General features: G+C 44.6%; 20 protein-coding genes and 2 tRNA genes. 7 read left to right on the forward strand and 15 right to left on the reverse strand.

The genetic code is table 11. The features are described from left to right. Positions 1-21 precede the first annotated feature (21 nt). From rimP to rlmE, 8 genes are all read right to left on the reverse strand, one after another. Positions 22-477, reverse strand: a complete 456-nt coding sequence (gene rimP / locus OCV52_RS12655) for a ribosome maturation factor RimP (RefSeq protein WP_004738265.1) — start codon at positions 475-477, stop codon at positions 22-24. A gap of 234 nt (positions 478-711) precedes the next feature. Further along, positions 712-788 (reverse strand) — tRNA-Met (locus tag OCV52_RS12660). 53 nt (positions 789-841) lie between these two features. Continuing rightward, positions 842-926 (reverse strand) — tRNA-Leu (locus OCV52_RS12665). Positions 927-942: 16 nt separating this feature from the next. After that, positions 943-1,275: a preprotein translocase subunit SecG gene (secG, locus tag OCV52_RS12670; RefSeq protein ID WP_061032508.1), complete on the reverse strand. Its 333-nt coding sequence runs from the start codon at positions 1,273-1,275 to the stop codon at positions 943-945. A 279-nt stretch (positions 1,276-1,554) separates the two neighbouring features. Further along, entirely contained in the window at positions 1,555-2,895 is a 1,341-nt protein-coding gene (gene glmM / locus OCV52_RS12675; protein ID WP_004738259.1) for a phosphoglucosamine mutase, read from the reverse strand. Between the two features lie 21 nt (positions 2,896-2,916). Next, on the reverse strand, positions 2,917-3,747 hold the full coding sequence (gene folP / locus OCV52_RS12680; RefSeq protein ID WP_137407265.1) for a dihydropteroate synthase: 831 nt from the start codon (positions 3,745-3,747) through the stop codon (positions 2,917-2,919). A gap of 88 nt (positions 3,748-3,835) precedes the next feature. Next, entirely contained in the window at positions 3,836-5,803 is a 1,968-nt protein-coding gene (ftsH, locus tag OCV52_RS12685; RefSeq protein WP_137407264.1) for an ATP-dependent zinc metalloprotease FtsH, read from the reverse strand. 107 nt (positions 5,804-5,910) lie between these two features. Beyond that, entirely contained in the window at positions 5,911-6,540 is a 630-nt protein-coding gene (gene rlmE, locus OCV52_RS12690) for a 23S rRNA (uridine(2552)-2'-O)-methyltransferase RlmE (RefSeq protein ID WP_137407263.1), read from the reverse strand. A gap of 115 nt (positions 6,541-6,655) precedes the next feature. On the opposite strand from rlmE, the gene yhbY reads away from it, so the two are divergent. Then, entirely contained in the window at positions 6,656-6,952 is a 297-nt protein-coding gene (gene yhbY, locus OCV52_RS12695; RefSeq protein WP_004738252.1) for a ribosome assembly RNA-binding protein YhbY, read from the forward strand. Positions 6,953-7,078: 126 nt separating this feature from the next. Here yhbY and greA read toward each other — a convergent pair whose 3' ends face one another. Continuing rightward, a complete protein-coding gene (greA, locus tag OCV52_RS12700) occupies positions 7,079-7,552 on the reverse strand; it encodes a transcription elongation factor GreA (protein WP_008222155.1) in 474 nt (157 codons plus the stop codon). Between the two features lie 515 nt (positions 7,553-8,067). Here greA and OCV52_RS12705 point away from each other — a divergent pair. Continuing rightward, positions 8,068-9,078: a porin gene (locus OCV52_RS12705; protein ID WP_017106933.1), complete on the forward strand. Its 1,011-nt coding sequence runs from the start codon at positions 8,068-8,070 to the stop codon at positions 9,076-9,078. 108 nt (positions 9,079-9,186) lie between these two features. After that, positions 9,187-10,620: a serine-type D-Ala-D-Ala carboxypeptidase gene (dacB, locus tag OCV52_RS12710; RefSeq protein ID WP_017106932.1), complete on the forward strand. Its 1,434-nt coding sequence runs from the start codon at positions 9,187-9,189 to the stop codon at positions 10,618-10,620. A gap of 108 nt (positions 10,621-10,728) precedes the next feature. Here dacB and OCV52_RS12715 read toward each other — a convergent pair whose 3' ends face one another. Next, positions 10,729-11,574, reverse strand: coding sequence for a magnesium transporter (locus tag OCV52_RS12715; protein ID WP_061032502.1), 846 nt, complete (start codon positions 11,572-11,574; stop codon positions 10,729-10,731). 423 nt (positions 11,575-11,997) lie between these two features. Then, positions 11,998-13,185, reverse strand: a complete 1,188-nt coding sequence (gene tyrS / locus OCV52_RS12720) for a tyrosine--tRNA ligase (protein ID WP_137407261.1) — start codon at positions 13,183-13,185, stop codon at positions 11,998-12,000. Between the two features lie 129 nt (positions 13,186-13,314). Between tyrS and OCV52_RS12725 the strand changes: the two genes are divergently transcribed. Continuing rightward, on the forward strand, positions 13,315-14,604 hold the full coding sequence (locus tag OCV52_RS12725; RefSeq protein ID WP_137407260.1) for a peptidoglycan DD-metalloendopeptidase family protein: 1,290 nt from the start codon (positions 13,315-13,317) through the stop codon (positions 14,602-14,604). 84 nt (positions 14,605-14,688) lie between these two features. Here the strand turns inward: OCV52_RS12725 and OCV52_RS12730 are convergent, their stop codons facing one another. From OCV52_RS12730 to erpA, 3 genes are all read right to left on the reverse strand, one after another. Further along, a complete protein-coding gene (locus OCV52_RS12730) occupies positions 14,689-17,781 on the reverse strand; it encodes an efflux RND transporter permease subunit (RefSeq protein ID WP_137407259.1) in 3,093 nt (1,030 codons plus the stop codon). A 10-nt stretch (positions 17,782-17,791) separates the two neighbouring features. Then, a complete protein-coding gene (locus OCV52_RS12735; RefSeq protein WP_137407258.1) occupies positions 17,792-18,916 on the reverse strand; it encodes an efflux RND transporter periplasmic adaptor subunit in 1,125 nt (374 codons plus the stop codon). A 259-nt stretch (positions 18,917-19,175) separates the two neighbouring features. Further along, complete coding sequence (gene erpA, locus OCV52_RS12740; protein ID WP_004738231.1) at positions 19,176-19,517, reverse strand: iron-sulfur cluster insertion protein ErpA; 342 nt, start codon at positions 19,515-19,517, stop codon at positions 19,176-19,178. A 296-nt stretch (positions 19,518-19,813) separates the two neighbouring features. On the opposite strand from erpA, the gene hemL reads away from it, so the two are divergent. Then, positions 19,814-21,109: a glutamate-1-semialdehyde 2,1-aminomutase gene (gene hemL / locus OCV52_RS12745; protein ID WP_102425339.1), complete on the forward strand. Its 1,296-nt coding sequence runs from the start codon at positions 19,814-19,816 to the stop codon at positions 21,107-21,109. Between the two features lie 131 nt (positions 21,110-21,240). On the opposite strand, the gene OCV52_RS12750 is transcribed toward hemL, so the two are convergent. Continuing rightward, entirely contained in the window at positions 21,241-21,366 is a 126-nt protein-coding gene (locus tag OCV52_RS12750) for a hypothetical protein (protein ID WP_019824360.1), read from the reverse strand. 76 nt (positions 21,367-21,442) lie between these two features. On the opposite strand from OCV52_RS12750, the gene OCV52_RS12755 reads away from it, so the two are divergent. Together OCV52_RS12755 and rsmC are read left to right on the forward strand one after the other, a co-directional pair. Continuing rightward, complete coding sequence (locus OCV52_RS12755) at positions 21,443-22,528, forward strand: AI-2E family transporter (protein WP_137407257.1); 1,086 nt, start codon at positions 21,443-21,445, stop codon at positions 22,526-22,528. 110 nt (positions 22,529-22,638) lie between these two features. After that, the gene (rsmC, locus tag OCV52_RS12760) at positions 22,639-23,661 is read left to right on the forward strand and encodes a 16S rRNA (guanine(1207)-N(2))-methyltransferase RsmC (protein WP_137407256.1); all 1,023 of its coding nucleotides are present in this window, start codon (positions 22,639-22,641) and stop codon (positions 23,659-23,661) included. Positions 23,662-23,749: the final 88 nt, after the last annotated feature.

Below are 23,749 nucleotides of genomic sequence, written 5' to 3' on the forward strand. Positions count from 1 at the left end.
AAGCTCTTCTCTCTAGGAGAACTAAAATTTAGGGATCAGGTTCGCTTTCGCAATATTGCTTAGGACGAATTCTTCTTCTTGTCCTTCAACCAATACTTTTACTGTCTCGCCTTCAATAGATTGGATATCACCTTTCCATTTACGACGGTTGCCGACAGCCATTTTCAAAACGATGCTTACCTCGTGACCAATAAATTGTTGGTAATGCTCTGCTTTGAACAGTGGTCTCTCTAAACCTGGTGAAGACACTTCAAGGTTATAAGCCACTGAAATTGGATCTTCAACATCCATTACGGCACTTACTTGGTGACTAACTTCAGCGCAGTCGTCTACATTGATGCCGTTTGGAGAATCGATGTAAATACGTAGCGTTGAGTGCTCACCAGCACGAATAAATTCTAATCCAACTAACTCATAACCTGATGCTGCTACTGGAGCGTCAAGCATTTCAGTAAGTTGTCTTTCTAAACCAGTCATTTAACCACTCCAGAAACAAAAAAAGGGCTCAAAGCCCAATTTAAATTCCAAGCAAACATTATCTAAACGCATTTACAAATGCTTAGATAACAAAAAACCCCGTATAAGCCGGGGTTTTTGTTGCTGGACCCTTATATGCTAAGTGCCATCAAATTTGATATCACACTTAACTCACAGTGAGGTTCACACTGTGCAAACTTGCTACCAATCAAGACTAAATATAGCACTTAAAATTGGTTGCGGGAGCCGGATTTGAACCGACGACCTTCGGGTTATGAGCCCGACGAGCTACCAATCTGCTCCATCCCGCGTCCGACTTGCGAGCATTATACGCCCAACAAGATGTTTTACAAGTTTGTAAACATGGTGCCGAGAGAGGGACTCGAACCCTCACACCCTAAGGCACTAGCACCTCATGCTAGCGTGTCTACCAATTTCACCATCTCGGCATCAAATCTTTACAGATTATTGTGGAATCTCGTCGCCTTGCGCCGGAACTTCACTCACTGCGTCTTCAGCTTGCTGGATAACCTGACCTTGAGTCGGGTCCATCCACTGTGACTCAGTTTTATGTGTAGACATATTACCAAGCACTAAGCTAAGGACAAAAAATGTAGTTGCAAAAATTGCAGTCATTCGGGTTAGGAAATTTCCTGAGCCACTAGCACCAAACACAGTGTTTGAAGCGCCAGCACCGAAAGAGGCTCCCATATCTGCGCCTTTACCTTGTTGAATCAACACTAGGCCAATTACACCAAGCGCTGCCAACAGGTAAATCACAAGTAGAACTGTAAACATTTTTCCACCTATGTTCCTAATTGTTGAGCCAGCGCCGTTCAAAAAAGTTATTTTCAAGAACAAGGCTAGCGACCTCCTAACTGAAGGCCGAGCAATACTAGCGAATGCGGCGATGGCTGACAAGGAGAATTTGCTAAAAAATAAGCCTTTACCAAGTGAACGGTTAAAAAAAGGCCAAAAGCGACACAAAACCCATTTATGTCCCTTTTGACCTTTATACTATTTAACCCTTGTTACTCGTAGATATACTTGATAGCACTCGCTGAGTAAGGCGCTAAATTAGCAATTCGCTTTTACTGCATCTGCGATCTTAAGTGCTGAAGCTTGAACTAAATCAGCATCTTCACCTTCAACCATTACGCGCAATAGTGGCTCTGTACCAGACTTACGAAGTAGCACACGACCCTTCTCGCCAAGCTCAGCTTCTACTTCGACAACTGCCGCTTTCACAGCTTCAGCTTCCAGTGGGTTTGAATCACCACTGAAACGAACGTTTTCTAAGACTTGCGGGTATAGCGTCATGCCTTGAGAAAGCTCGTTCAATGTCATTTCACTGCCAACCACTGAAGCAAGCACTTGCAGTGCTGCAACGATAGCATCACCAGTAGTCACTTTATCTAGCAGGATAACGTGACCTGAGTTTTCAGCACCGATCTTCCAGCCTTTTGCTAACAGTTGTTCCATTACGTAACGGTCACCAACTGCAGCGCGCACAAATGGAATACCTAATTGCTTAAGGCCGTTTTCCATACCTAGGTTGGTCATCAGTGTACCAACAACGCCACCTTTCAACTCACCACGACGCAACGCATCGCGAGCAATGATGTAAGCAATTTGGTCACCATCTACCTTATTACCTAGCTCATCAACCATGATGATACGGTCACCGTCACCATCAAAGCCAAGGCCTAGTGCGGCTTTTTCTTCTAGCACTTTCGCTTGTAGAGCACGAACATCAGTCGCACCCACTTCGTGGTTAATGTTGGTACCGTTTGGTTCAACGCCAATAGCTACAACCTCAGCACCTAGCTCTTTAAATACCGCAGGAGCAATGTGGTAAGTCGCGCCATGAGCACAGTCGACAACAATCTTCATGCCAGCAAGCGTCATTTGATTCGGGAACGTGCTCTTACAGAATTCAATGTAACGACCTGCCGCATCGTTTAGACGAACCGCTTTACCAAGCTCAGAAGAGTCAACACACTCAATGTCTTTATCAAGTTCAGCTTCAATCGCCAACTCGATATCATCTGGAAGTTTAGTGCCCTCAGAAGAGAAGAATTTAATACCGTTATCGTAGTAAGGGTTGTGTGAAGCCGAGATTACGATGCCCGCTTCAGCACGGAATGTTTGTGTTAGGTAAGCAACAGCAGGTGTTGGCATAGGACCAGTGAACGTCGCTTGTAAACCAGCAGCAGCAAGACCTGCCTCTAACGCAGACTCCAACATGTAACCAGAGATACGCGTATCTTTACCGATAATAACTTTCTTTGTACCTTGCTTTGCAAGTACACGACCAGCAGCCCAGCCAAGCTTCAGAACAAAATCAGGTGTGATCGGGTACTGGCCTACTTTGCCACGCACACCATCTGTGCCGAAATAACGTCTTTTATCAGACATAGTGAATTTCCTTAATTATATTTAGTGATTGTTATTCATCACTTCGATTATTTTCATCGCTTCCAGTGTCTCCTCGACATCATGAACGCGAATAATTTGTGCGCCTTTCATCGCGGCAATCGTCGCGCAAGTGACGCTTGCGACCATGCAGTCGGCTGGAACCTTATCTAGCAATTTAAAGATCATCGACTTTCTCGACATCCCCGCTAAAACAGGTAAGCCTAACGAATGAAACTTTTCAAGATGCACTAATAGGTGGTAATTGTGTTCGATGGTTTTACCAAAACCGAAGCCTGGATCAAGAATCAACTGCTCTTTTGAAATACCCACCGCCTCACAAGCTTCTACCCTTTCTTGCAAGAATGCTTCTACATCCTGAAGAACATCATCATAACTTGGGTTAGCTTGCATGGTTCTTGGCTGGCCTTTCATGTGCATCAGACAAATCGGAACATTGGCATCAGCAGCGACTTGTAATGCTCCAGGTTCTTGCAAAGCGCGCACATCATTGATCAAATCAGCACCCGCTTCAACAGCTTGGCGCATCACTTCCGCTTTACTGGTATCTATCGAGATCCACACATCAAACTTGGCACGAATGGCTTTAATAGCAGGGATGACACGCGCAAGTTCTTCTTCTAATGAAACATCAGGAGCGCCAGGTCGAGTTGACTCACCACCAATATCGATAATGCTGACGCCCGCTTGAATCATGCGTTCAGCTTGCTGCAGGGCATTATCGAGTGAGTTAAATTTCCCACCATCAGAGAAAGAATCTGGGGTGACATTGAGGATACCCATCACATGTGGGCGATCTAACACGAGAATTTTATTATTTGCTTTTAATATCATGGAAGGCCGATCTTAAAGGGAAAAACACCATAGGCTATAAACAGAAAAACCCTGAGCGTACTCAGGGTTTTAATTGATAGTTTAGCGATTAAGAATCTTTGTTTTGAGCATCATCTGATTCAGATTTAACTTCTTCAACTTTTGACTCTTCAGCTTTAGGTTCCGCTTTAGCTTCTTCTGCCTTAGCTTCAGGTTTTGCTTCTTCCTTTGTAGGTTCAGCTTTTACCTGATCACCCCAACCAGCTGGATCACGAATCTCTTGCTTGCGCTCCATCAAGTCATCAATTTGACCTGCATCGATCGTTTCGAACTTCATTAGAGCGTCTTTCATCGAATGCATGATATCCATGTTATCTTCAAGAATCTTCTTAGCTCTATCGTAGTTACGGTCGATAAGGATACGAATCTCTTCATCGATAAGCTTAGTCGTGTCATCAGAAACGTGCTTAGCTTGACTCATGCCGCGACCTAGGAAAACTTCGCCTTCTTCTTCTGCGTAAAGAAGAGGACCCAATTTCTCAGAGAAGCCCCACTGCGTAACCATCTTACGAGCAATATCAGTTGCACGTTCGATATCGTTAGACGCACCAGTTGACACTTTGTCTTTACCGTAAATAAGTTCTTCAGCAAGACGACCACCGTACAAGCTAGAAATCATAGACTCTAGGTGTTGGCGAGACATGCTCACACGATCTTGCTCTGGTAGGTACATCGTCACACCTAGCGCTCGACCACGTGGAATGATTGACACTTTGTACACTGGATCATGCTCTGGCACTAGGCGACCAACAATCGCGTGACCCGCTTCGTGGTAAGCCGTTGACTCTTTCACTTCTTCCGACATTACCATTGAACGGCGCTCTGCACCCATCATGATTTTGTCTTTAGCAAGTTCAAACTCAACCATAGAAACATTGCGCTTGTTACCACGAGCAGCAAATAGCGCCGCTTCGTTCACAAGGTTCGCAAGGTCTGCACCTGAGAAGCCTGGTGTACCACGAGCAATAAGAGATGGTTCAACATCGCCTGCTAGTGGAACCTTACGCATGTGTACTTTAAGGATCTGCTCACGGCCACGTACGTCTGGTAGACCAACCACAACCTGACGGTCAAAACGACCAGGACGAAGTAGTGCTGGGTCTAGTACGTCTGGACGGTTAGTCGCTGCGATAACGATAATACCTTCGTTACCTTCGAAACCATCCATCTCAACCAGCATTTGGTTCAGTGTTTGCTCACGCTCATCGTGACCACCACCAACACCAGCGCCACGTTGACGACCTACTGCATCGATCTCATCGATAAAGATGATACAAGGTGCTGCTTTCTTAGCTTGTTCAAACATGTCACGTACACGAGATGCACCAACACCCACAAACATTTCAACGAAGTCAGAACCTGAAATAGTAAAGAATGGTACTTTCGCTTCACCAGCAATCGCTTTTGCAAGCAACGTTTTACCTGTACCAGGAGGACCAACCAACAGGATACCTGTAGGGATCTTACCACCCAGCTTTTGGAAACGACTTGGGTCACGAAGGTAATCAACCAATTCTTTCACGTCTTCTTTTGCTTCGTCACAACCAGCAACATCCGCAAACAACGTTTTGATCTGTTCTTCGCTCATCATACGAGCTTTGCTCTTACCGAAAGACATCGCGCCTTTACCGCCGCCACCGCCTTGCATTTGACGCATGAAGAAAATCCACACACCAATCAGTAAGATCATTGGGAACCATGAGATGAAGATAGTGCCAAGTAGGCTCTGCTCTTCAGGTGGGGTGCCCTGAACTTTTACGTTTTGATTAATTAAGTCATCAAGTAGCTTTTGATCATAAACAGGCATGTAAGTTACATACTTAGCACCACCGCCACGACGTGTGAAAGTGATTTCGCTGTTATTGAACTGTGCGTCTTGAATCTGGCCTTGGCCAACTTCCTGTACAAACGTGGTGTAATCTACTGCTCTGCCGTTACTTTCCCCAGGGCCGAAGCTCTGGAATACCGACATCAACACTACTGCGATAACAAGCCACAGAATTAAATTTTTTGCCATGTCACTCAAGGTGTCAGCCTCTCGATAACTAATTGTAATTAAAGGTAGGGTACTACAGTTTGTAACCTGTAGCCATATTGTTAACTCTCACTCTTGGAAGAGAATCGTTAACCTTTGTAACCAGTGGCTACGATAAACACTTCACGAGAACGAGCTCGAGAAGAGTCGGGTTTTCTGACTTTCACCGTTTTAAACATCTCACGGACGTCTTTAACGTATTGATCAAACCCTTCGCCTTGGAATACTTTTACAATAAAACTACCATCGGTAGCTAGAACTTGTCGACACATATCCAAAGCTAATTCAACTAAATACATAGCTCTAGGCTGATCTACAGAGTTGTTGCCCGCTATATTAGGTGCCATATCTGACATCACGACATCAACCATGTTTGGTTGTATACGTTCCAATAAGGCTTCAAGAACAGCGTCTTCGCGAAAATCGCCTTGTAAGAAGCTAACGCCAGCAATCGGATCCATTGGTAACAAGTCACACGCAATGATTTGTCCGTTGTCTCCAACAATCTTAGCAGCATATTGAGACCAACCACCAGGCGCTGCACCTAAATCCACAACGGTCATCCCTGGAGACAGCAATTTATCTTTCGTTTGAATCTCTTCCATTTTGAAATAAGCACGTGAGCGATAGCCTTTCTTTCTTGCTTCGTTTGCGTACTTGTCGTCGAAGTGTTCCTTCAACCAACGGCCTGAACTGGCCGAGTGTTTCTGTTTGCTCATTGGATACCTAAAGTGGAGGAAAGTACTAATTGCCGAATAAATTATAGTCTTCAGCATTAGATGGCGTTAAAATAGGTTTTTTTCAACCCTAATAGTAAAGAAAATTGGCCGCGTAATGAACCTAAGTACCAAACAAAAGCAGCATCTAAAGGGCCTAGCTCACAGTTTAAAACCTGTAGTGCTAATGGGCGCAAATGGACTTACTGAAGCTGTTCTAGCGGAAATCGAATTAGCTCTAGACCACCACGAACTGATCAAAATTAAAGTTGCATCAGAAGACCGTGAAACTAAGCAGCTGATTATCGATGCAATTGTACGTGAAACTAAAGCTGAGAAAGTACAGACTATCGGTAAAGTTCTAGTACTGTTCCGTCAGTCAGAAGCACGTAAAATCGAGATTCCACGTAAATAAGTTAGCCATATAATAAGCTAGCTTCACAAAGGGATAGCCAGTGCGCTTATCTTTTAGTGTAGCGTGAGAAACGAAAAAGGTCGCATTTAGCGACCTTTTTACTTATCAGAAACAAAGAAAATTCAATTAGATATATTCTACTTTGTCAATTTCGTAATCTTTATCACCACCAGGAGTCGAAATCATCACTTCGTCGCCTTCCATCTTACCGATAAGACCACGAGCAATTGGTGACTTCACTGAGATACGGCCAGTTTTGATATCGGCTTCGTCTTCAGAAACGATTTGGTAACGGTACTCTTCGTCTGTATCAACATCAATCAGAGTTACTGTTGTACCAAAGATAATCTTACCCGTGTTTTCCATTTGGGTTACATCGATGATCTGAGCTAGAGATAGCTTGTATTCGATATCACGGATTTGAGCTTCACAGATACCTTGCTCTTCACGAGCGGCGTGGTATTCAGCATTCTCTTTTAAGTCACCTAGTTCACGTGCTTCACCAATAGCTGCTGAGATAACAGGGCGTAGCTTAAGTAGGCGATCTAATTCGTCACGTAGCTGCTGAGCGCCACGTACTGTCATTGGAACCTTTTCCATTTTTTACCTCTATGCCAAAGCTTTCTTTGGCCAACATAAATCCACCCAACGTATTTTATTGGGTAGTAGAAACAAAACAATTTGGCTTAGTGTAAACAAACTTTATGGCTAAATCATCTTTATTCCACTTTGCGTTTTAAAAGCTGTATCTAGGTCTAAATTACAGACATCACAAAAATGAATAACAACACCCCAATCAATAAGACGGCAAATAAATACCTAAAAAAACAAAAAACAAACAAAATAAACACAGATCACACTTTTGTAAAAATAACTATAAAACAAAGCCTTAAATGACAACAAATATAATAAAACAGTGTTCATTTTTTAGTTTTATATCATTTTACTAACTGACAATGGAACTTTAGAGGTAAAAAGTAACCCATGGATTGCACTGGCATTTTTCAGACTTCTGTTCTAATCATGGTTATGAAGCCTGATTAATACGGGCAATACACAAAAGGGTTCAAATCCTTAATAAAAACTTCTATGGACAGTAATTAGGAAATTATAACATGAACAAGACTATGATCGCGCTTGCTGTATCTGCTGCAGCTCTTGCTACTGGCGCTAACGCGGCAGAACTATACAACCAAGACGGTACGTCTCTAGACATGGGTGGCCGCGCTGAAGCTCGTCTATCTATGAAAGATGGAAAAGCTGACGATTTATCTCGTGTACGTCTAAACTTCCTAGGTAAAGTTGATATCCAAGACGGCCTATACGGTGTTGGTTTCTACGAAGGTGAGTTCACTACTGCAGATGCAGATGCAAATGAAGATACAGGTGATAACGGTTCAGACATTGACAACCGTTACACATACGCTGGTCTTGGCGGTACATTCGGCGAAGTGACTTACGGTAAGAACGACGGTGCACTAGGTGTAATCACAGACTTCACGGATATCATGGCTTACCACGGTAACAGTGCTGCTTACAAAGTAGAAACAGCTGACCGCGCAGACAACATGCTATCTTACAAAGGCCAATTCCAAGATCTAGGCGTAAAAGCGAGCTACCGTTTTTCTGACCGCATTGAAAACAAAGACGGCACTATCTCTGAAACAGAGTTTGATGGCTACTCTCTATCTGGTGTGTATGCTTTCGGTACATCTGGCTTCAAACTAGGTGCTGGCTATGCTGACCAAAACAAAGGCAAAAATGCATCTGAAGACGAGTACATGGTTGCGGGTTCATACGAGTTAAATGAGTTATACTTTGCTGCGACTGTTGTAATGGGCACAGACAAAGATGGTTCTAACAAGACTGACAAAACAGGTTACGAGTTAGCGGCTGCTTATACACTAGACCAAACTGTATTCAGCACAACTTACAACAAACTTGAAAAAGAAACATCTGGTAACAAAAATGATACTGCTGACAACCTAGCGGTTGATGCAACTTACTACTTCAAGCCGAACTTCCGTGGCTACGTATCATACAACTTCAACCTACTAGACAAGAAAGAAGTTGGTAAATTAGATTCTGAAGACGAGCTAGCTCTAGGTCTACGTTACGACTTCTAACTCTGATTATCTAATTGATTAGTTAATTAAGAATCAAAACGCCCGCTCTCTAGCGGGCGTTTTTTATATCTGTATACTGAAAACATCAGCCATCCAAGACAATCTTCTATGCGCCTTCTATCCACACTACTGCTATGTAGTTTTTCCATTAGCGCTTTCTCTATTGACGCTTTCGCATACGCCCCTCTAGATACACTGCCCGATGGTAGTAGTACGAGTTTGCTCCTCCAATCGTTAAGCGATGATTCGAGCGAGCTTAATTCCAATAGCGATGAGTTTTATCCTCCTGCTAGTACGTTAAAACTGGTGACGGCTTTAGCGGCTAAATTAGAGCTGGGCGACAACTTTCATTACACCACCAGCATTGTTCGTTCTGGCAATGATTCAATCATTTCATTTAGCGGCGACCCAACCTTGCAACGTGAACAGCTAAAAAGCCTGTTAGCTCAGTACGCTAAGTCTCAATCCAGAACCATCAAAGGCAACTTATACCTAGATAACACGGCTTATACCGGCTATCAACGGGCGGTTGGTTGGCCTTGGGACATTCTAGGCGTTTGTTACAGCGCGCCTTCTAGTGCAATGACCTTAGACAGCAACTGTGTACAAGCCTCTATTTACACAAAGGATAACGGCAGCACTCGCGTCTATATTCCAGCCCATTATCCAATAGACGTGACAACCAATGCAGCCACTGTTACGCGCTCTGGACAAAAAGCTACCCAGTGCGACTTAGAGCTCATCACCACGCCAGATAACTCGTACACGCTCTCTGGTTGCTTAGTGGAACGTAAGAAGCCATTACCACTAAAGTTCGCCATTCAAAATCCTGAGCTTTACACCTCTCAAGTGGTGAACTCACTACTTAACGAGCTGAAAATACAAGTAAAGGGTGATGTGATCATTGGAACTAAGGAAAGCACAAACAACACGACGTTAGTGGCTAGCCATCACTCAGCGAAACTTCCAGACCTGCTCGATACTATGCTCAAGAAATCCGATAACCTGATCGCAGACAACCTAACCAAAACCTTGGGAGCAAAGTTTTATGTGCAATCGGGGAGTTTCAATAACGGCACTGAAGCAATAAAACAGATACTGCTGACCAAAGCGAATATCGACCTCAGCAAAGCGCAGCTCGTTGATGGTTCTGGGTTATCTAGAAACAACCGAATGAGATCGCAGACCATGGCTAAAGTGCTTCGTTATATCTGGGAAAACGACTCACAGCTCAACCTAATCAATGCCATGCCAATATCAGGTATGAATGGAACGCTTAAGTACCGACAAAGCATGAGGAAAGCGCCGATTCAAAGCAATATCATAGCGAAGAGTGGTTCTTTGTACGGAACCTACAATATGGCGGGATATGGTTTGGATGAGTCTGGGAAGCCAAACTCTCTGTTTGTGCAATTTGTTCGTGATTACTTCCCTGAAGAGCAAGATCCAGACAAACCAGTGGAAGCACCGATTACGCAGTTTGAACGTGCTTTTTATAAAGATGTGATTGAATACAGCCAAACACAGAGCCAGTCCAAATAGCAAACCGTTTGTTGTAAGCGGTTTATGACGCAATAAAAATGGCGCTGAAGATCTAAGATCTTCAGCGCCATTTTTTATTTTCGAAGTGCTGTTACTATTTAATAAGCGCTAGGCGATGCCTAAAAACGCATTCACGACAGTGAAATAGATCCACATCCCCGAGATGTCTACTATTGAGGCCAATACTGGGCTCACTAGCACTGCAGGGTCCAACTTGAACAAACGAGCCACGATAGGCAACCCGCCGCCAAGAACCGTCGATATTGTCACCTGAATAAACAGAGCAACAGCGATTGCAAAGGCAATCATATTAATGTCATAGCCACCAGTGGATTGGTTCTCACTGAACAGTAAGATACGTCCAATCATTACCGCGGCAATCGCCAGTGCTAAACAAATAGCCACTCTAAACTCTTTCCATAGAACATTGGCCCACTGACGTTTTTTCAATTCACCAGTGGCTAAGGCTCTAATCACCAAAGTAGCGGCTTGTGTTCCCGTGTTACCTCCCGCTGCAGCGATAACTGGCATATAGATAGCCAGCAGTACCAACTGGCTTAGGATATCTTCATACTGAGCAATGATAAGCCCAGAAACGATGCCCAGCAGTGCCAGCGCAATAATCCAACCGATACGCTGTCTAACATGGCTTAATACACCTGTAGAAAGGTAACCCTGTTGAGGCTCAACCTCTGAATAGATTAGCCCTAGTTGGTGAGCTAGATGTCGCGAACGCTTTTCAAAGCCTTGCTCCTCTAACTCACTAAGTAGAGCTTGAATCGTACTTAGAGAGCATTGCCCTAATACAAGTACTGCATCTTCAAGCGGCATACAGTTCAAAAGCCTGACCTGCTGTTCACGCCCGTATTGCTGAAATGCATTCGATACAGCTTGGATGTCTTGCTCTGAGTACAGAGCTTCAATAGATAAAAAAGTGTTGTTCATTACCGTCATGGCGAATCTCCCGATTGGCAAAGGTAACGACCATCAAAACAAGTAGCCTACAGTGAGTACTTCACAAACATAAAGCGGTGTACACCAAGAGCGGAGAACTCGATACATAAAGCATATAACTGAGCGCACCAAGAGCTTAAAGCACTGATGTGTCTACTTGTTAGAATCTAGAGTGTGGAAAATAATGAAGGGAAAACAAAGATACCCTACCTGAACGGCAGGACAATAGATCAATACCGAGACAGATTATTCTTCTCCATTCAAACTAGGAGGATGGTCGGTATTGTTCATAAAAATCTCCAAAATTACTGTCAGTTCGACAGCGCGCATAGTGTAGCAATGCCGTTAAAAAGACTTCGTCAATTCTCTGTCAATAAAAAAGGCATCCGTAGATGCCTTTTATTCAATCATTGATGTACGTTATTACTTGATAGTAATACGAGCAAACTTACGCTTACCTACTTGGTAAACAGCTGTACCAGCTTCTGGTACCAGTTTGTTGTCTTCAACTTTCTCGCCTTCGATCTTAGCAGCACCCTGCTTGATCATACGCATCGCATCAGAAGTCGAGTTTACTAGGCCCGCTTCTTTTAGAACATTAGCAATTGGTAGGCCCGCTTCGAATTCGAACTCAGGCATATCATCTGGCACTTGGTTTTTAGCAAAGCGGTTAACGAACTCTTGCTCTGCAGCATCAGCATCCGCTTCACTGTGGAAACGAGCAATGATCTCTTTAGCCAAAAGTACTTTCACGTCACGTGGGTTTTTACCCGCTTCAACACCAGCTTTCAGCTCTGCCACTTCTTCAAGTGGACGGAAAGAAAGTAGCTCGTAGTAGCTCCACATTAGATCGTCAGAGATAGACATGATCTTACCAAACATTTCGCTTGGTGCTTCGCTAATACCGATGTAGTTGTGTGCAGACTTAGACATCTTCTTAACGCCGTCTAGACCAACAAGTAGCGGCATCATCAGTACCGCTTGTGGTTTTTGACCTGCTGCTTTTTGCAGTTCACGGCCCATTAGCAGGTTAAACTTCTGGTCAGTACCGCCAAGCTCAACATCGCTCTCTAGTGCAACAGAGTCGTGACCTTGTAGAAGTGGGTACATGAATTCGTGGATAGCGATTGGTTGACCACCAGAGTAACGCTTTTTAAAGTCATCACGCTCAAGCATACGAGCAACAGTTTGGTTAGAAGCAAGACGAATCATACCTTCTGCGCCAAGGTCAGATAGCCACTCAGAGTTGAAACGAATTTGTGTTTTCGCAGGATCTAGAATTTTGAATACTTGCTCTTTGTAAGTTTCAGCATTCTTCAGTACGTCTTCACGGCTTAGTGGTGGACGCGTTGAGTTTTTACCTGATGGGTCACCAACCATTGCAGTGAAATCACCAATCAGGAATGTCACTTCATGACCAAGCTCTTGGAAAGCACGAAGCTTGTTAAAGATAACCGTATGGCCTAGGTGAATATCTGGAGCCGTTGGATCGGCACCCAGTTTAATGCGTAAAGGACGACCTTCTTTTAATTTAGCAATCAGCTCGTCTTCTGGAATTAGTTCTTCTACGCCACGTTTGATCTCGGCTAGTGCAGCTTCAATACTCGCCATTCTTGTTCACTCCCACAGATTTGGCAAAAATATAATAGTTAGACATCTTACTTGAATAGCGATGTATTTTGAAACCAGTTACACTATTCCGTCGCCGATTTTCATAATATTTACAGAACGAACCGGAACATGTTGTCTATTTTTGCACGCCTTCCTATATTGCACCGGGCTTTTATCGCATTTTTTAGTGCCATAATTTTCATAGCGCTCTTCTTACTTCCCGACGTCAACAGCTTACGTGACGATACGGGCGCGCTTGTTGTAGGAAAACACTACCCTTTGAGCATCGACGCTTCTGCGCTAGTAAGCTCGAATGACGCGCCACCAACGGCTGTCCTTAACTGGGAAAAATACACGGTTCGCTCTGGCGAAAGCACTTCTGTTTTATTCGAGCGTATTGGCCTTTCATACCGCTTACTGCTCAACCTTCTCAATACCAATAACGATATTAAAAAGCAGCTCTCGAACCTAAGACCTAGTGACGTATTGCAATTCGGATTTGATGAAAACAACGACCTTATTCAGCTCAAACGACAACTAAGCGCGTTTGAAAGCTTCAAAATCACCAAATCCGGCGATTCATTCACTTCAAGTTTTGATAAAAAAGAAGTCGCTTACCAATACAACTACGCCGAAGCCAATATTACCTCTAACTTCTGGAATGCAGGCGTCAGTGCAGGCTTAACCGCTAACCAAATCATGGAGCTTGCGGGTATCTTTGGTTGGGATATCGACTTTGCATTGGATATTCGTAAGAACGACAGCTTTAAAATCTTATACCAAGAGAAAGTGGTTGAAGGCGAAGTGATTGGTCGTGGCAAAATCATGGCAGCTGTATTCAAAAACCAAGGTGATTCATTTACTGCGGTATTAGACGATAAAAGCGGTAACTACTACGACGAAAACGGCCGAGCGATGAAGAAAGCCTTCCTGCGCTCTCCTATTGATTTTCGTCGTGTAACATCAAACTTCAACCCTCGCCGAAAACACCCAGTAACAGGTAAGGTTCGTGCTCACCGAGGCACCGACTATGCAGCCCCAGTTGGCACACCTATCTGGGCCGCCGGTGATGGTATCGTACAGAAGTCTGGTTACAACCAGTTCAACGGTAACTACGTGTTCATCCGACACAGCAACACTTACATCACTAAGTACCTGCACATGAAGAAACGCATGGTGAAAACAGGGCAACGTGTTAAGCAAGGTCAAACTATTGGTACTCTGGGCGGCACAGGCCGTGTAACAGGCCCACACTTGCACTACGAGTTCTTAGTTAATGGCGTTCACAAGAATGCGCGTACCGTGAAGTTACCTCAATCTAAGTCTCTAACGGGTAAGGCAAAAGCAACCTTTATTGCAAACTCTGAGATTCGATTGAAGAACCTTGAGCGATACGGTCAGTTACTAGCGACTAACTAGGCGTTTGTAGCTTCACAGCAAAATAGAAAAATGCAAAGAGCGCCCATCAAGGCGCTCTTTTTTATGCTCACATATCACAACTAGCTACTGTTTTTCAGGTTTGTTGTTCCGTCCAAGCATTAACAAACAAGGGGTTAATACTAAAGTCAGCACCGTGGCAAACGCCAAACCACCAGCAATAGCGGTCGCAAGCTGTGACCACCATTGTGTACTTGGCGCGCCAAACTCTATCTTTTGATTAATCAGGTCGATGTTCATCTCTAACACCATCGGCATTAAACCTAAGATAGTCGTAACCGTCGTGAGCATTACTGGCCTTAAACGCTGAACACCGGTTCTTAGAATCGCATCTCGCTTGTCCATGCCTCTTTTGATGAGCTGATTATAAGTATCAATCAACACGATGTTGTTGTTCACGACTATGCCGGCAAGCGCTATTACCCCAATCCCCGACATCACAATGCCAAACGGGCGTTGGAAGATCAGTAGACCAACGAATACGCCAACCGTAGAGAACAAGACTGCACTTAGAATTAAGAAGGCTTGATAGAAGCTGTTGAACTGAGTGATAAGAATCAAAGCCATCACCGCTAGTGCTACTAAGAATGCACTTTGCAAAAAGGCTGACGAGTTCTCCTGTTCTTCATTTTGACCACGAATACGAAAATCTACGCTATCTGGAAGCCCTAGTTCACTTAACGCCTGCTCGATCTTTGGCAGTTCTAAAGCAAGGTTATACCCTTCTTCCATATCTGCCATGATGTTGACGACTCGCTTACCATCAAGGCGTTTGATAGTGTCTTGCTTGTGGTCTGGAACGATCTGAGCAAAATTGGTTATCGGAACCAGGCCTGCTGGCGTTTTGACTCTGAGCTGGTCGAAGCGTCCGATATCCCTTTTATCATTCGGATAACGCACCAAGATATCGACTTCTTCTGATGAGTCATCAGGCAGGTAATCCCCAATCTTGAGACCGTTGGTAACGAATTGAACTGTATTCCCCACCACGGTAGCATCAGCGGCAAAACGCGCGGCATCATCACGGCGGATATCCACTTTCCAATCGATACCATCTTTACTTGCTGTATCGCTGATATTGGTCAGTGTTTGATTACCATCCGCCCAGCTTCTTACGATTTTTGCTGCCAGATTAAGCTGCTCCGGTGTTTTAGCTGAGAGCTCGATCACCAAGTCATTTTCAACCGGAGGCCCTGCATCGGGGAACTTGTATTCGATCTCGACACCAGCGTATTGATCGGTTTTTTGCTTTAACTCTTCAATGATCGCTTTCACGCTACGGCGATATTGCCAGTCGACAGGCGTAATCGAGATCAAACCAATCTGGTCGTCACCACCGGTACGCGTATAAACGCTGTCGAACTCTTCATGATTCAGCATCACTTGCTCAAGATCACGCATGATGTCATCTTTTTCTTGAATCGAAAGATCACCATGTGAGCGCACTTTAACGTTAAAGAATGGCGGATCAACCTCAGGGAAAAACTCAGCTCCTAAGCCTGCTTTTGAGTAAGTAAAGCCTACTGCAACCGCGAGTAGTATCGCACTAAACAGAATTTTAAATGGATGCTTAATCGCTAAAGAAAGTGTGTGGTAATACGCCTTGGTGAAGCCAGTCGCTTGAGTAAAATCACCATTATGCAGGGCGACCATTCGAGCTTGGTTCTGAGGGGATACGTATTGAGGCTTACCAATCAAGCCACCTAATACAGGCACGAACAGCAGTGCCATAATCAATGAAGCTGTTAAAGTCGCGATCAGAGTTAACGGGAGATACTTCATGAATTCGCCCGTCACATCCGGCCAGAACAGCAACGGAGCAAACGCTGCTAAAGTGGTGGCCGTTGACGCTGTAATTGGCCACGCCATCCGCTTAGCGGCATCTCGATAGGCATCTTTACGTCCTTCTCCCTCTTGCATTCTCCTGTCGGCAAATTCAGTCACCACAATCGCGCCGTCGACCAACATCCCCACCGCCATAATCAAAGAGAACAGCACTACAATGTTAACGGTTAACCCAAATACTGAGAGAACCAATAACCCAGTGAGGAATGAGCCAGGAATTGAGATGCCGACTAACAAAGCAGTACGCACGCCAAGAATCGCGATGATTACGATCACCACTAGAATGATGGCGGATAAGATGTTGTTTTGAAGATCATTGAGCATAATCTTCACATCTTTCGATTCATCCCAAGTGTATTTAACCAACAGATTGTTTGGCCACTCAGCTTGCTGCTGAGCCCCAGCCATTACCGCTTTCACCAGGTCTACGGTTTCAATGATGTTCTCACCCGCTCGCTTCTTGATATCCAAGACCACCGCAGATTTCCCATCTAAACGCGCAAAGCTCTCCGGATCTCGAAACGCTCGACGAACTGTAGCTACATCACCAAAAGTAACGACCTGTTTACCATCCACTTTGATAGGTAACTCAAGCACATCCTTTAAGGAGTTAAACACCGAAGGGACTTTGACCGAGAAACGACCATAGCCCGTATCAACAAAACCCGCAGCAACCACTCGATTATTCAATGCGATCAGATTGTAGATATCAGCTTGATCTAGGCTGTAGCTCTCCATCAATAGAGGATCAACAATAATTTCAACGATATCTTCTCTGTCACCGGCAATATCGACCTCTAATATTTGGCGATAGCTCTCTAATTTATCTCCAAGCTCTCGAGCAATTTGCACTATGGTGCGTTCAGGAACAGTACCGAATAACACCACAGACAGAACAGGTTGTTCAGAGGCGAGGGTTACCTCATTAACCGTCGGCTCATCACTGTCTTCTGGTAGTTTTGGCTTGGCAAGATCAACGGCGTCACGTACATCGGCCATCGCTTTGGTAAGGTCAACCCCAACATTAAACTCCAACACCACAGAAGCATGGCCTTCTGCGGCGGTTGAATTCATCTCTTTTACGCCTTCAATGGATCTAAGCTCTTGTTCTATAGGTCGAACTAACAGACGCTCAGCATCGGTTGGTGAGATCCCTTGATGCCCAACTGAAACATAGATAATCGGGATGGTGATATCGGGGCTCGACTCCTTAGGTATCGTGATATAAGTAATAACACCTGCGACCAAGATCAGCGCCAACAGAGAAAGCATGGTGCGAGCACGAGACAAAGCTGCATCAATAATTGAATACATCAGTTATCTCCTACTCAGCCACTGTATTTGAGAGTTCAGCACCTTGCTCAACCGCAATCACCGAATCACCATCACGTACAAAGCCTTGTCCGACGGTAATAATATCGACCTGTTGACCTAAGCCCGTGAGCCAAACTCCATCTTGCTCAGCCTTCACTAGCTGTATGCCGACAAATTTAACGCTTGGCGCATCATCAACTGACACCAGAGTTTTAACCCCAAGGTTACCCGCCTCATCCAAAGCCAACATCGCAGGTGTCACCTTGATAGCATCTCTTGTTTCTAGATTGAGTTTTACTTCAGCACTGACACCAGCGGGCAGTAAGCCATCAGAGTTATCGATTTCAATTTCGATTGGGAAGGTATTAGTAGAAGCTGAAGAGATTCGAGACACATAACGTAATCGCCCTTCTACTTCCTCTCTGCCAAGTAGACGAACCAATGCATCTTGATTGGCTAACAGGTGCTGAATATGACGCTCACTGACATCCGCTTTAATCACCAGAGGGTCAAGGTCAATCACACCAGCAACGGGGTCGCCAACGCCAACGAAATCACCAAGCTCGACCATCAAGTCTTGAACCACACCCGAGAAAGGTGAGGTAATAACAGTATTCTTTAATGCCAACTCCGCATTACGCATCATGGCTTTCGCTTCAGTTAAAGATGCCTCAGCGGTAGTGTAAGCAATTTCCCCTTGTAGCCCTCTTTTCTTCAGTGACTGCGCCGCTTTAAATTCTTTCTGTTTGAGGCGATACAGAGCCGATGCCCGCTCTAACTGTATTTCCAAGTCGCCTTTATCGATCTGAGCAATGGCTTGTCCTGCTTTTACAGTATCACCCTTAGCAACGTTGAGCCTGACGACCTTGCCTGCAACCTCTGCGCCTAATCGCGCATGTCGATCTGGCGCTGTTCGACCGTATAAATCAATGGTCTTAAAGGTGGGTGATGAGGTAAATGTTTGGTAAGAAACCTTTGCCAATGGAATCCCAGTCGCTTTTTTCTCAGGCGACTCTTCAGCTTGCCCCACTCCTAAGCCAAGCCAGAGAGAAAGCAGTATGACTAAAATCAGAGAGACCAACCACGGCTGCTTAAGTTTCTGAAAAAGTGGCGAGTTAGAAAATAGAGTGGGCATAGCAAATCCTTTTCTGGCGCATTAGGTGCATTAGGTGCATTAATTGACGCAACAGCGTCACAAGAGATGTACTGATACAAATAAGTAATATTAACAGGACAGGAGAAATAAAGTTGAGGACGTTATCGACAGTTTAAAAAAATATGCCGTGTACTAAAGGAAGTAAAAGTGAAGGGGATAAAAAACAAAAACGCCGAACATAAGTCCGGCGTTTACGGTGTTTCGAATATAGCTTTCAGAGAAAGCTTTTTCTTTATTGCTATACGCTAAATGATGCGCCACAACCACATGTTGTTGTGGCATTAGGGTTGTTTACGAAGAAACGTGCACCCTCTAGGCCTTCTGTGTAGTCAACCACGCCACCCATTAGGTATTGTAGGCTCATTGGGTCAACAACCAGTGTTACACCGCTATTTACAATCGTAGTGTCGCCATCATTTACTTTTTCATCGAATGTGAAGCCGTATTGGAAACCACTACAACCACCACCTGTAATGTATACACGCAGTTTTAGTTCTGGGTTTTCTTCTTCAGCAATCAGCGTTTGTACGCGGGTAGCTGCTGCATCAGAAAAAGACAATGGGATATTTGCTTCGCTCACGACAACCTCTCTTACCTGTGTCAAAAACAACATGATACAAATCTAATTCGAGACCATAGTTGTTGAGTGTTTTCTTATATTCTGCTGATTATCCAATACCTGACTGAAACGTTCAAGTATTCACCACCTGATCGCCGTTTTTCCTGCTAAAAACTCATCAAATAAAAACAAAATGAATGTGCAACCACACAAAACAATCAGATTCGGGCGATTATATCAGCGAAACCATTCCTAGTTGGATTATGGATAGGTACAATGCCTGCCAATTGGTCCGACAGTCAAAAGAGGATATATCAATGACCAAATCAGCAGAGCTGTACGAAAAAGCACAGCAAACTATTCCTGGTGGCGTAAACTCTCCAGTTCGTGCATTCAATGGCGTAGGTGGTTCTCCAATCTTCGTTGAACGCGCTGATGGCCCACTTATTTTTGATGCTGATGGTAAAGCATATATCGATTACGTTGGCTCTTGGGGTCCAATGATCCTTGGTCACAACCACGCGGTTATCCGTGATGCAGTAATTGAAGCGGCTCAACGTGGTCTTAGCTTCGGTGCTCCAACTGAAACTGAAATCAAAATGGCTGAGCTTGTGTCTGAGATGGTTCCTTCAATGGAACAGCTACGTATGGTTAGCTCAGGTACTGAAGCAACCATGAGCGCGATTCGCCTTGCTCGTGGCTTTACTGGTCGTGACAAAATTCTTAAGTTTGAAGGCTGCTACCATGGCCACGCAGACAGCCTACTTGTAAAAGCAGGTTCTGGCGCTTTGACTCTAGGTCAGCCAAGCTCTCCAGGCGTACCAGCAGACTTCGCTAAGCACACACTAACGGCGACATTCAACAACCTAGACTCTGTACGTGAGCTGTTTGAAGCAAACAAAGGTGAGATCGCTTGTATCATCGTTGAACCTGTAGCGGGCAACATGAACTGTATCCCACCAGTAGAAGGCTTCCACGAAGGTCTACGTGAGATCTGTGACCAAGAAGGCGCGCTACTGATCTTTGATGAAGTGATGACAGGTTTCCGTGTGGCTGAAGGCTGTGCGCAGGCTTACTACAACATCAAGCCAGACCTAACGTGTCTTGGTAAAGTTATCGGTGGCGGTATGCCAGTCGGTGCTTTTGGTGGTCGTAAAGACGTGATGCAATACATCGCACCAACAGGCCCAGTTTACCAAGCGGGTACTCTTTCTGGTAACCCAGTAGCAATGGCTGCAGGCTATGCATGTCTGAACCTTCTACGTGAAGAAGGCAACGAGAAGCGTCTAGCATCAAAAACTAAGCAGCTAGCGAATGGCTTCAAGCAACTTGCTGACAAGCACGGCATCCCAATGCTAGTACACCAAGTTGGTGGCATGTTTGGCTTCTTCTTCACTGAGCAAGAAACAGTAACTTGCTACGAAGATGTAACTAAGTGTGATGTAGAACGCTTCAAGCGCTTCTTCCACCTGATGCTAGATCACGGTGTGTACCTTGCGCCTTCAGCATTCGAAGCGAGCTTCACATCGCTTGCTCACGGTTCAAAAGAGATTGATGCGACACTAGAAGCCGCTGACCGCTCTCTTGCGATCATTGCTGCAGAAAGCAAATAATCATAAGCGCTGATAAGCCGCTAACTGATTGAATTTAGGGCTGCATTAACGCAGCCCTTTTTAATGGATGGCACTCAGCTTTTTTAAGGGAACCTCCCTTTCACATCCGTCATCCTATGTCGGCAAAGCGCTTAACGTTCCCAGAACAGGAAAACCAACAGCATCAGCGTACCAAGGAACATTCTGAACCAAGGGAGCTCTTTTTTCGTTTGCTGCTCTTCATCTTGGCATTTCTTATCTTTATTACAGCATCCCATAATCAAAACTCCTCATTGCTAACTCTCTGTTTTGCAGCCATTATAAACTCAGAACGCAAATATAGAGACCATTACCGTGTCAGAAAAAATTAAAATCAATTCCAGTCACTGGGTAATCATCATTGCGCTGCTCGTTGCAGCTTATGCTTGTTACTTACTTATAGAACCATACGTTAATTCAATCGTGATGGCCTTCATCATTTCACTGTTGATGTTTCCTATCCATGAGTGGCTTGAAAAGAAGATACCAAATAAAGCAAACCTAGTCTCATTGCTTTCGTGTGTGATTCTAACTTTTATTATCGTTATCCCTCTATTGGCGGTGTTTGCAGCGATCGTGCAACAAGGCTCTCTATTTTCTCAAAACACCTATCAATGGGTAACCCATGGCGGTATTCAAACCCTGTTTGAGCACCCTATCGTGGTTAAAGCGCTGTCGTTCGTAAATAACTACCTGCCTTTCGATAACATTGAACCGAAAGCTATCGCACAGAAAGTTGGTGAGTTCGCGACAAGCTTTGGCTCTAAGCTTGTCGGCATTAGTGCGAAGATCCTTGGTGATGCGACCAACTTCTTGATGGACTTCTTCTTGATGCTGTTCGTTCTGTTCTTCCTACTTAGAGACCATGACAAAATCATCAGTGTGGTTCGCCACATTCTTCCTCTGTCTCGCAGCCAAGAAGACAAACTTCTCGCTGAAATTGAGCAAGTATCAAAATCAGCAGTGATGGGGTCATTCCTAACTGCAATCGCACAAGGTATAGCTGGTGGTTTCGGTATGTGGATTGCTGGCTTCCCAGGACTGTTCTGGGGCACCATGATGGGCTTTGCCTCTTTCATCCCGGTGGTCGGTACTGCGCTAATCTGGATCCCAGCGGCGGCTTACTTGTTCTTAACCGGTGACACGACTTGGGCTATCTTCCTAACGGTTTACTGCGTGGCAATTGTTGGTTCGATAGATAACCTACTACGACCACTGTTAATGCAAGGCAGTGCGGGTATGAACACCCTGATGATTTTCTTCTCGCTACTGGGTGGTATCCAACTATTCGGACTGATTGGTCTTATCTACGGCCCGCTGATTTTTGCGATTACCATTGTTCTATTTAACATCTACGATGAAGAGTTTAAGGACTTTTTAAATCAGCAAGACAAGAGTTAAACCGCTCTTCAATCACTTACTTGCCGAACGAGTATTAAACACTTCAAGCTTTGGGCGGATTATGCGAGAATCCGCCCTCATTTTTTGCTAACAATTCAATAGAGTGTCCTATGTCAGCTTATATTGCCCCAAGCCAGATTGCTGAGCGCCAACTTGCCTACTTTGAAGGCAAACATGTTTTAGTTGCCGGTGAGGCTGAAGACTTATTTCCTGTTGAGTTAGCAAAACACTGTGAGTCTGTTTCTGTATTTACTTCAAACTACAGCTACTACCGTCAGCTTGAAGGCTACAGCGCTATTCAACGTTTTTACGGTGCTGAGTTTACCGAAGAGACCAAAGCTGACTTAGTGATGCTGTACTGGCCAAAAGCAAAAGCTGAAGCTGAGTTTTTGCTGGCGATGCTGTTTGCCAAACTAGGCAAAGATACTGAGATTGTTGTGGTTGGTGAGAACCGCTCTGGCGTGAAAAGCATTGAGAAGATGTTTGCCGCTTACGGTAAGGTCGTAAAATACGATTCAGCGCGTCGTTGCTCTTTCTACTGGGGTCAATGCTTTGAGCAACCAGCCGCTTTTAACCTGCAAGACTGGTTTAAAACTTACACGGTGAACATTGGTGAGCAGTCACTTACCGTAAAAAGCCTGCCAGGTGTATTTAGCCATGGTGAATTTGATGTCGGTAGCCAGCTTCTGCTAGATACATTACCAACGTTGAAGGGCAAAGTGTTGGACTTCGGTTGCGGTGCCGGTGTACTCGGTGCAGTAATGGCCTCTCGCAATCCTGATATTGAACTTGAGATGTGCGACATCAGTGCGTTTGCAGTAGCGTCTAGCCAAGCAACTTTGGAAGCGAACGGCTTAACGGGCAAAGTTTTCGCTTCTGATGTCTACTCTGATACAGCGCAAGACTATCAATTCATTATCAGCAACCCACCATTCCACTCGGGCTTGGATACGAGCTACAGTGCAACAGAAACCCTTCTGGCGCAGGCTCCACAGTATTTAAACCGTTCTGGTGAGCTGATCATTGTTGCCAACAGCTTCTTAAAATACATCCCAATTATTGAGCAAGCATTTGGAAAATGCGCGACTCTAAATAAGACCACCAAATTCGCGATCTACCACGCAAACAAGTAGCCTCTCTAGCACAGCGCAGGGTCATTATCTGCGCTGTCTGTTCATATTTTTGTCAAAAGTCTATAAAAGTGAGCTTTTGCACACGCTT

This window comes from Vibrio chagasii (assembly GCF_024347355.1).
GTDB lineage: Bacteria > Pseudomonadota > Gammaproteobacteria > Enterobacterales > Vibrionaceae > Vibrio > Vibrio chagasii.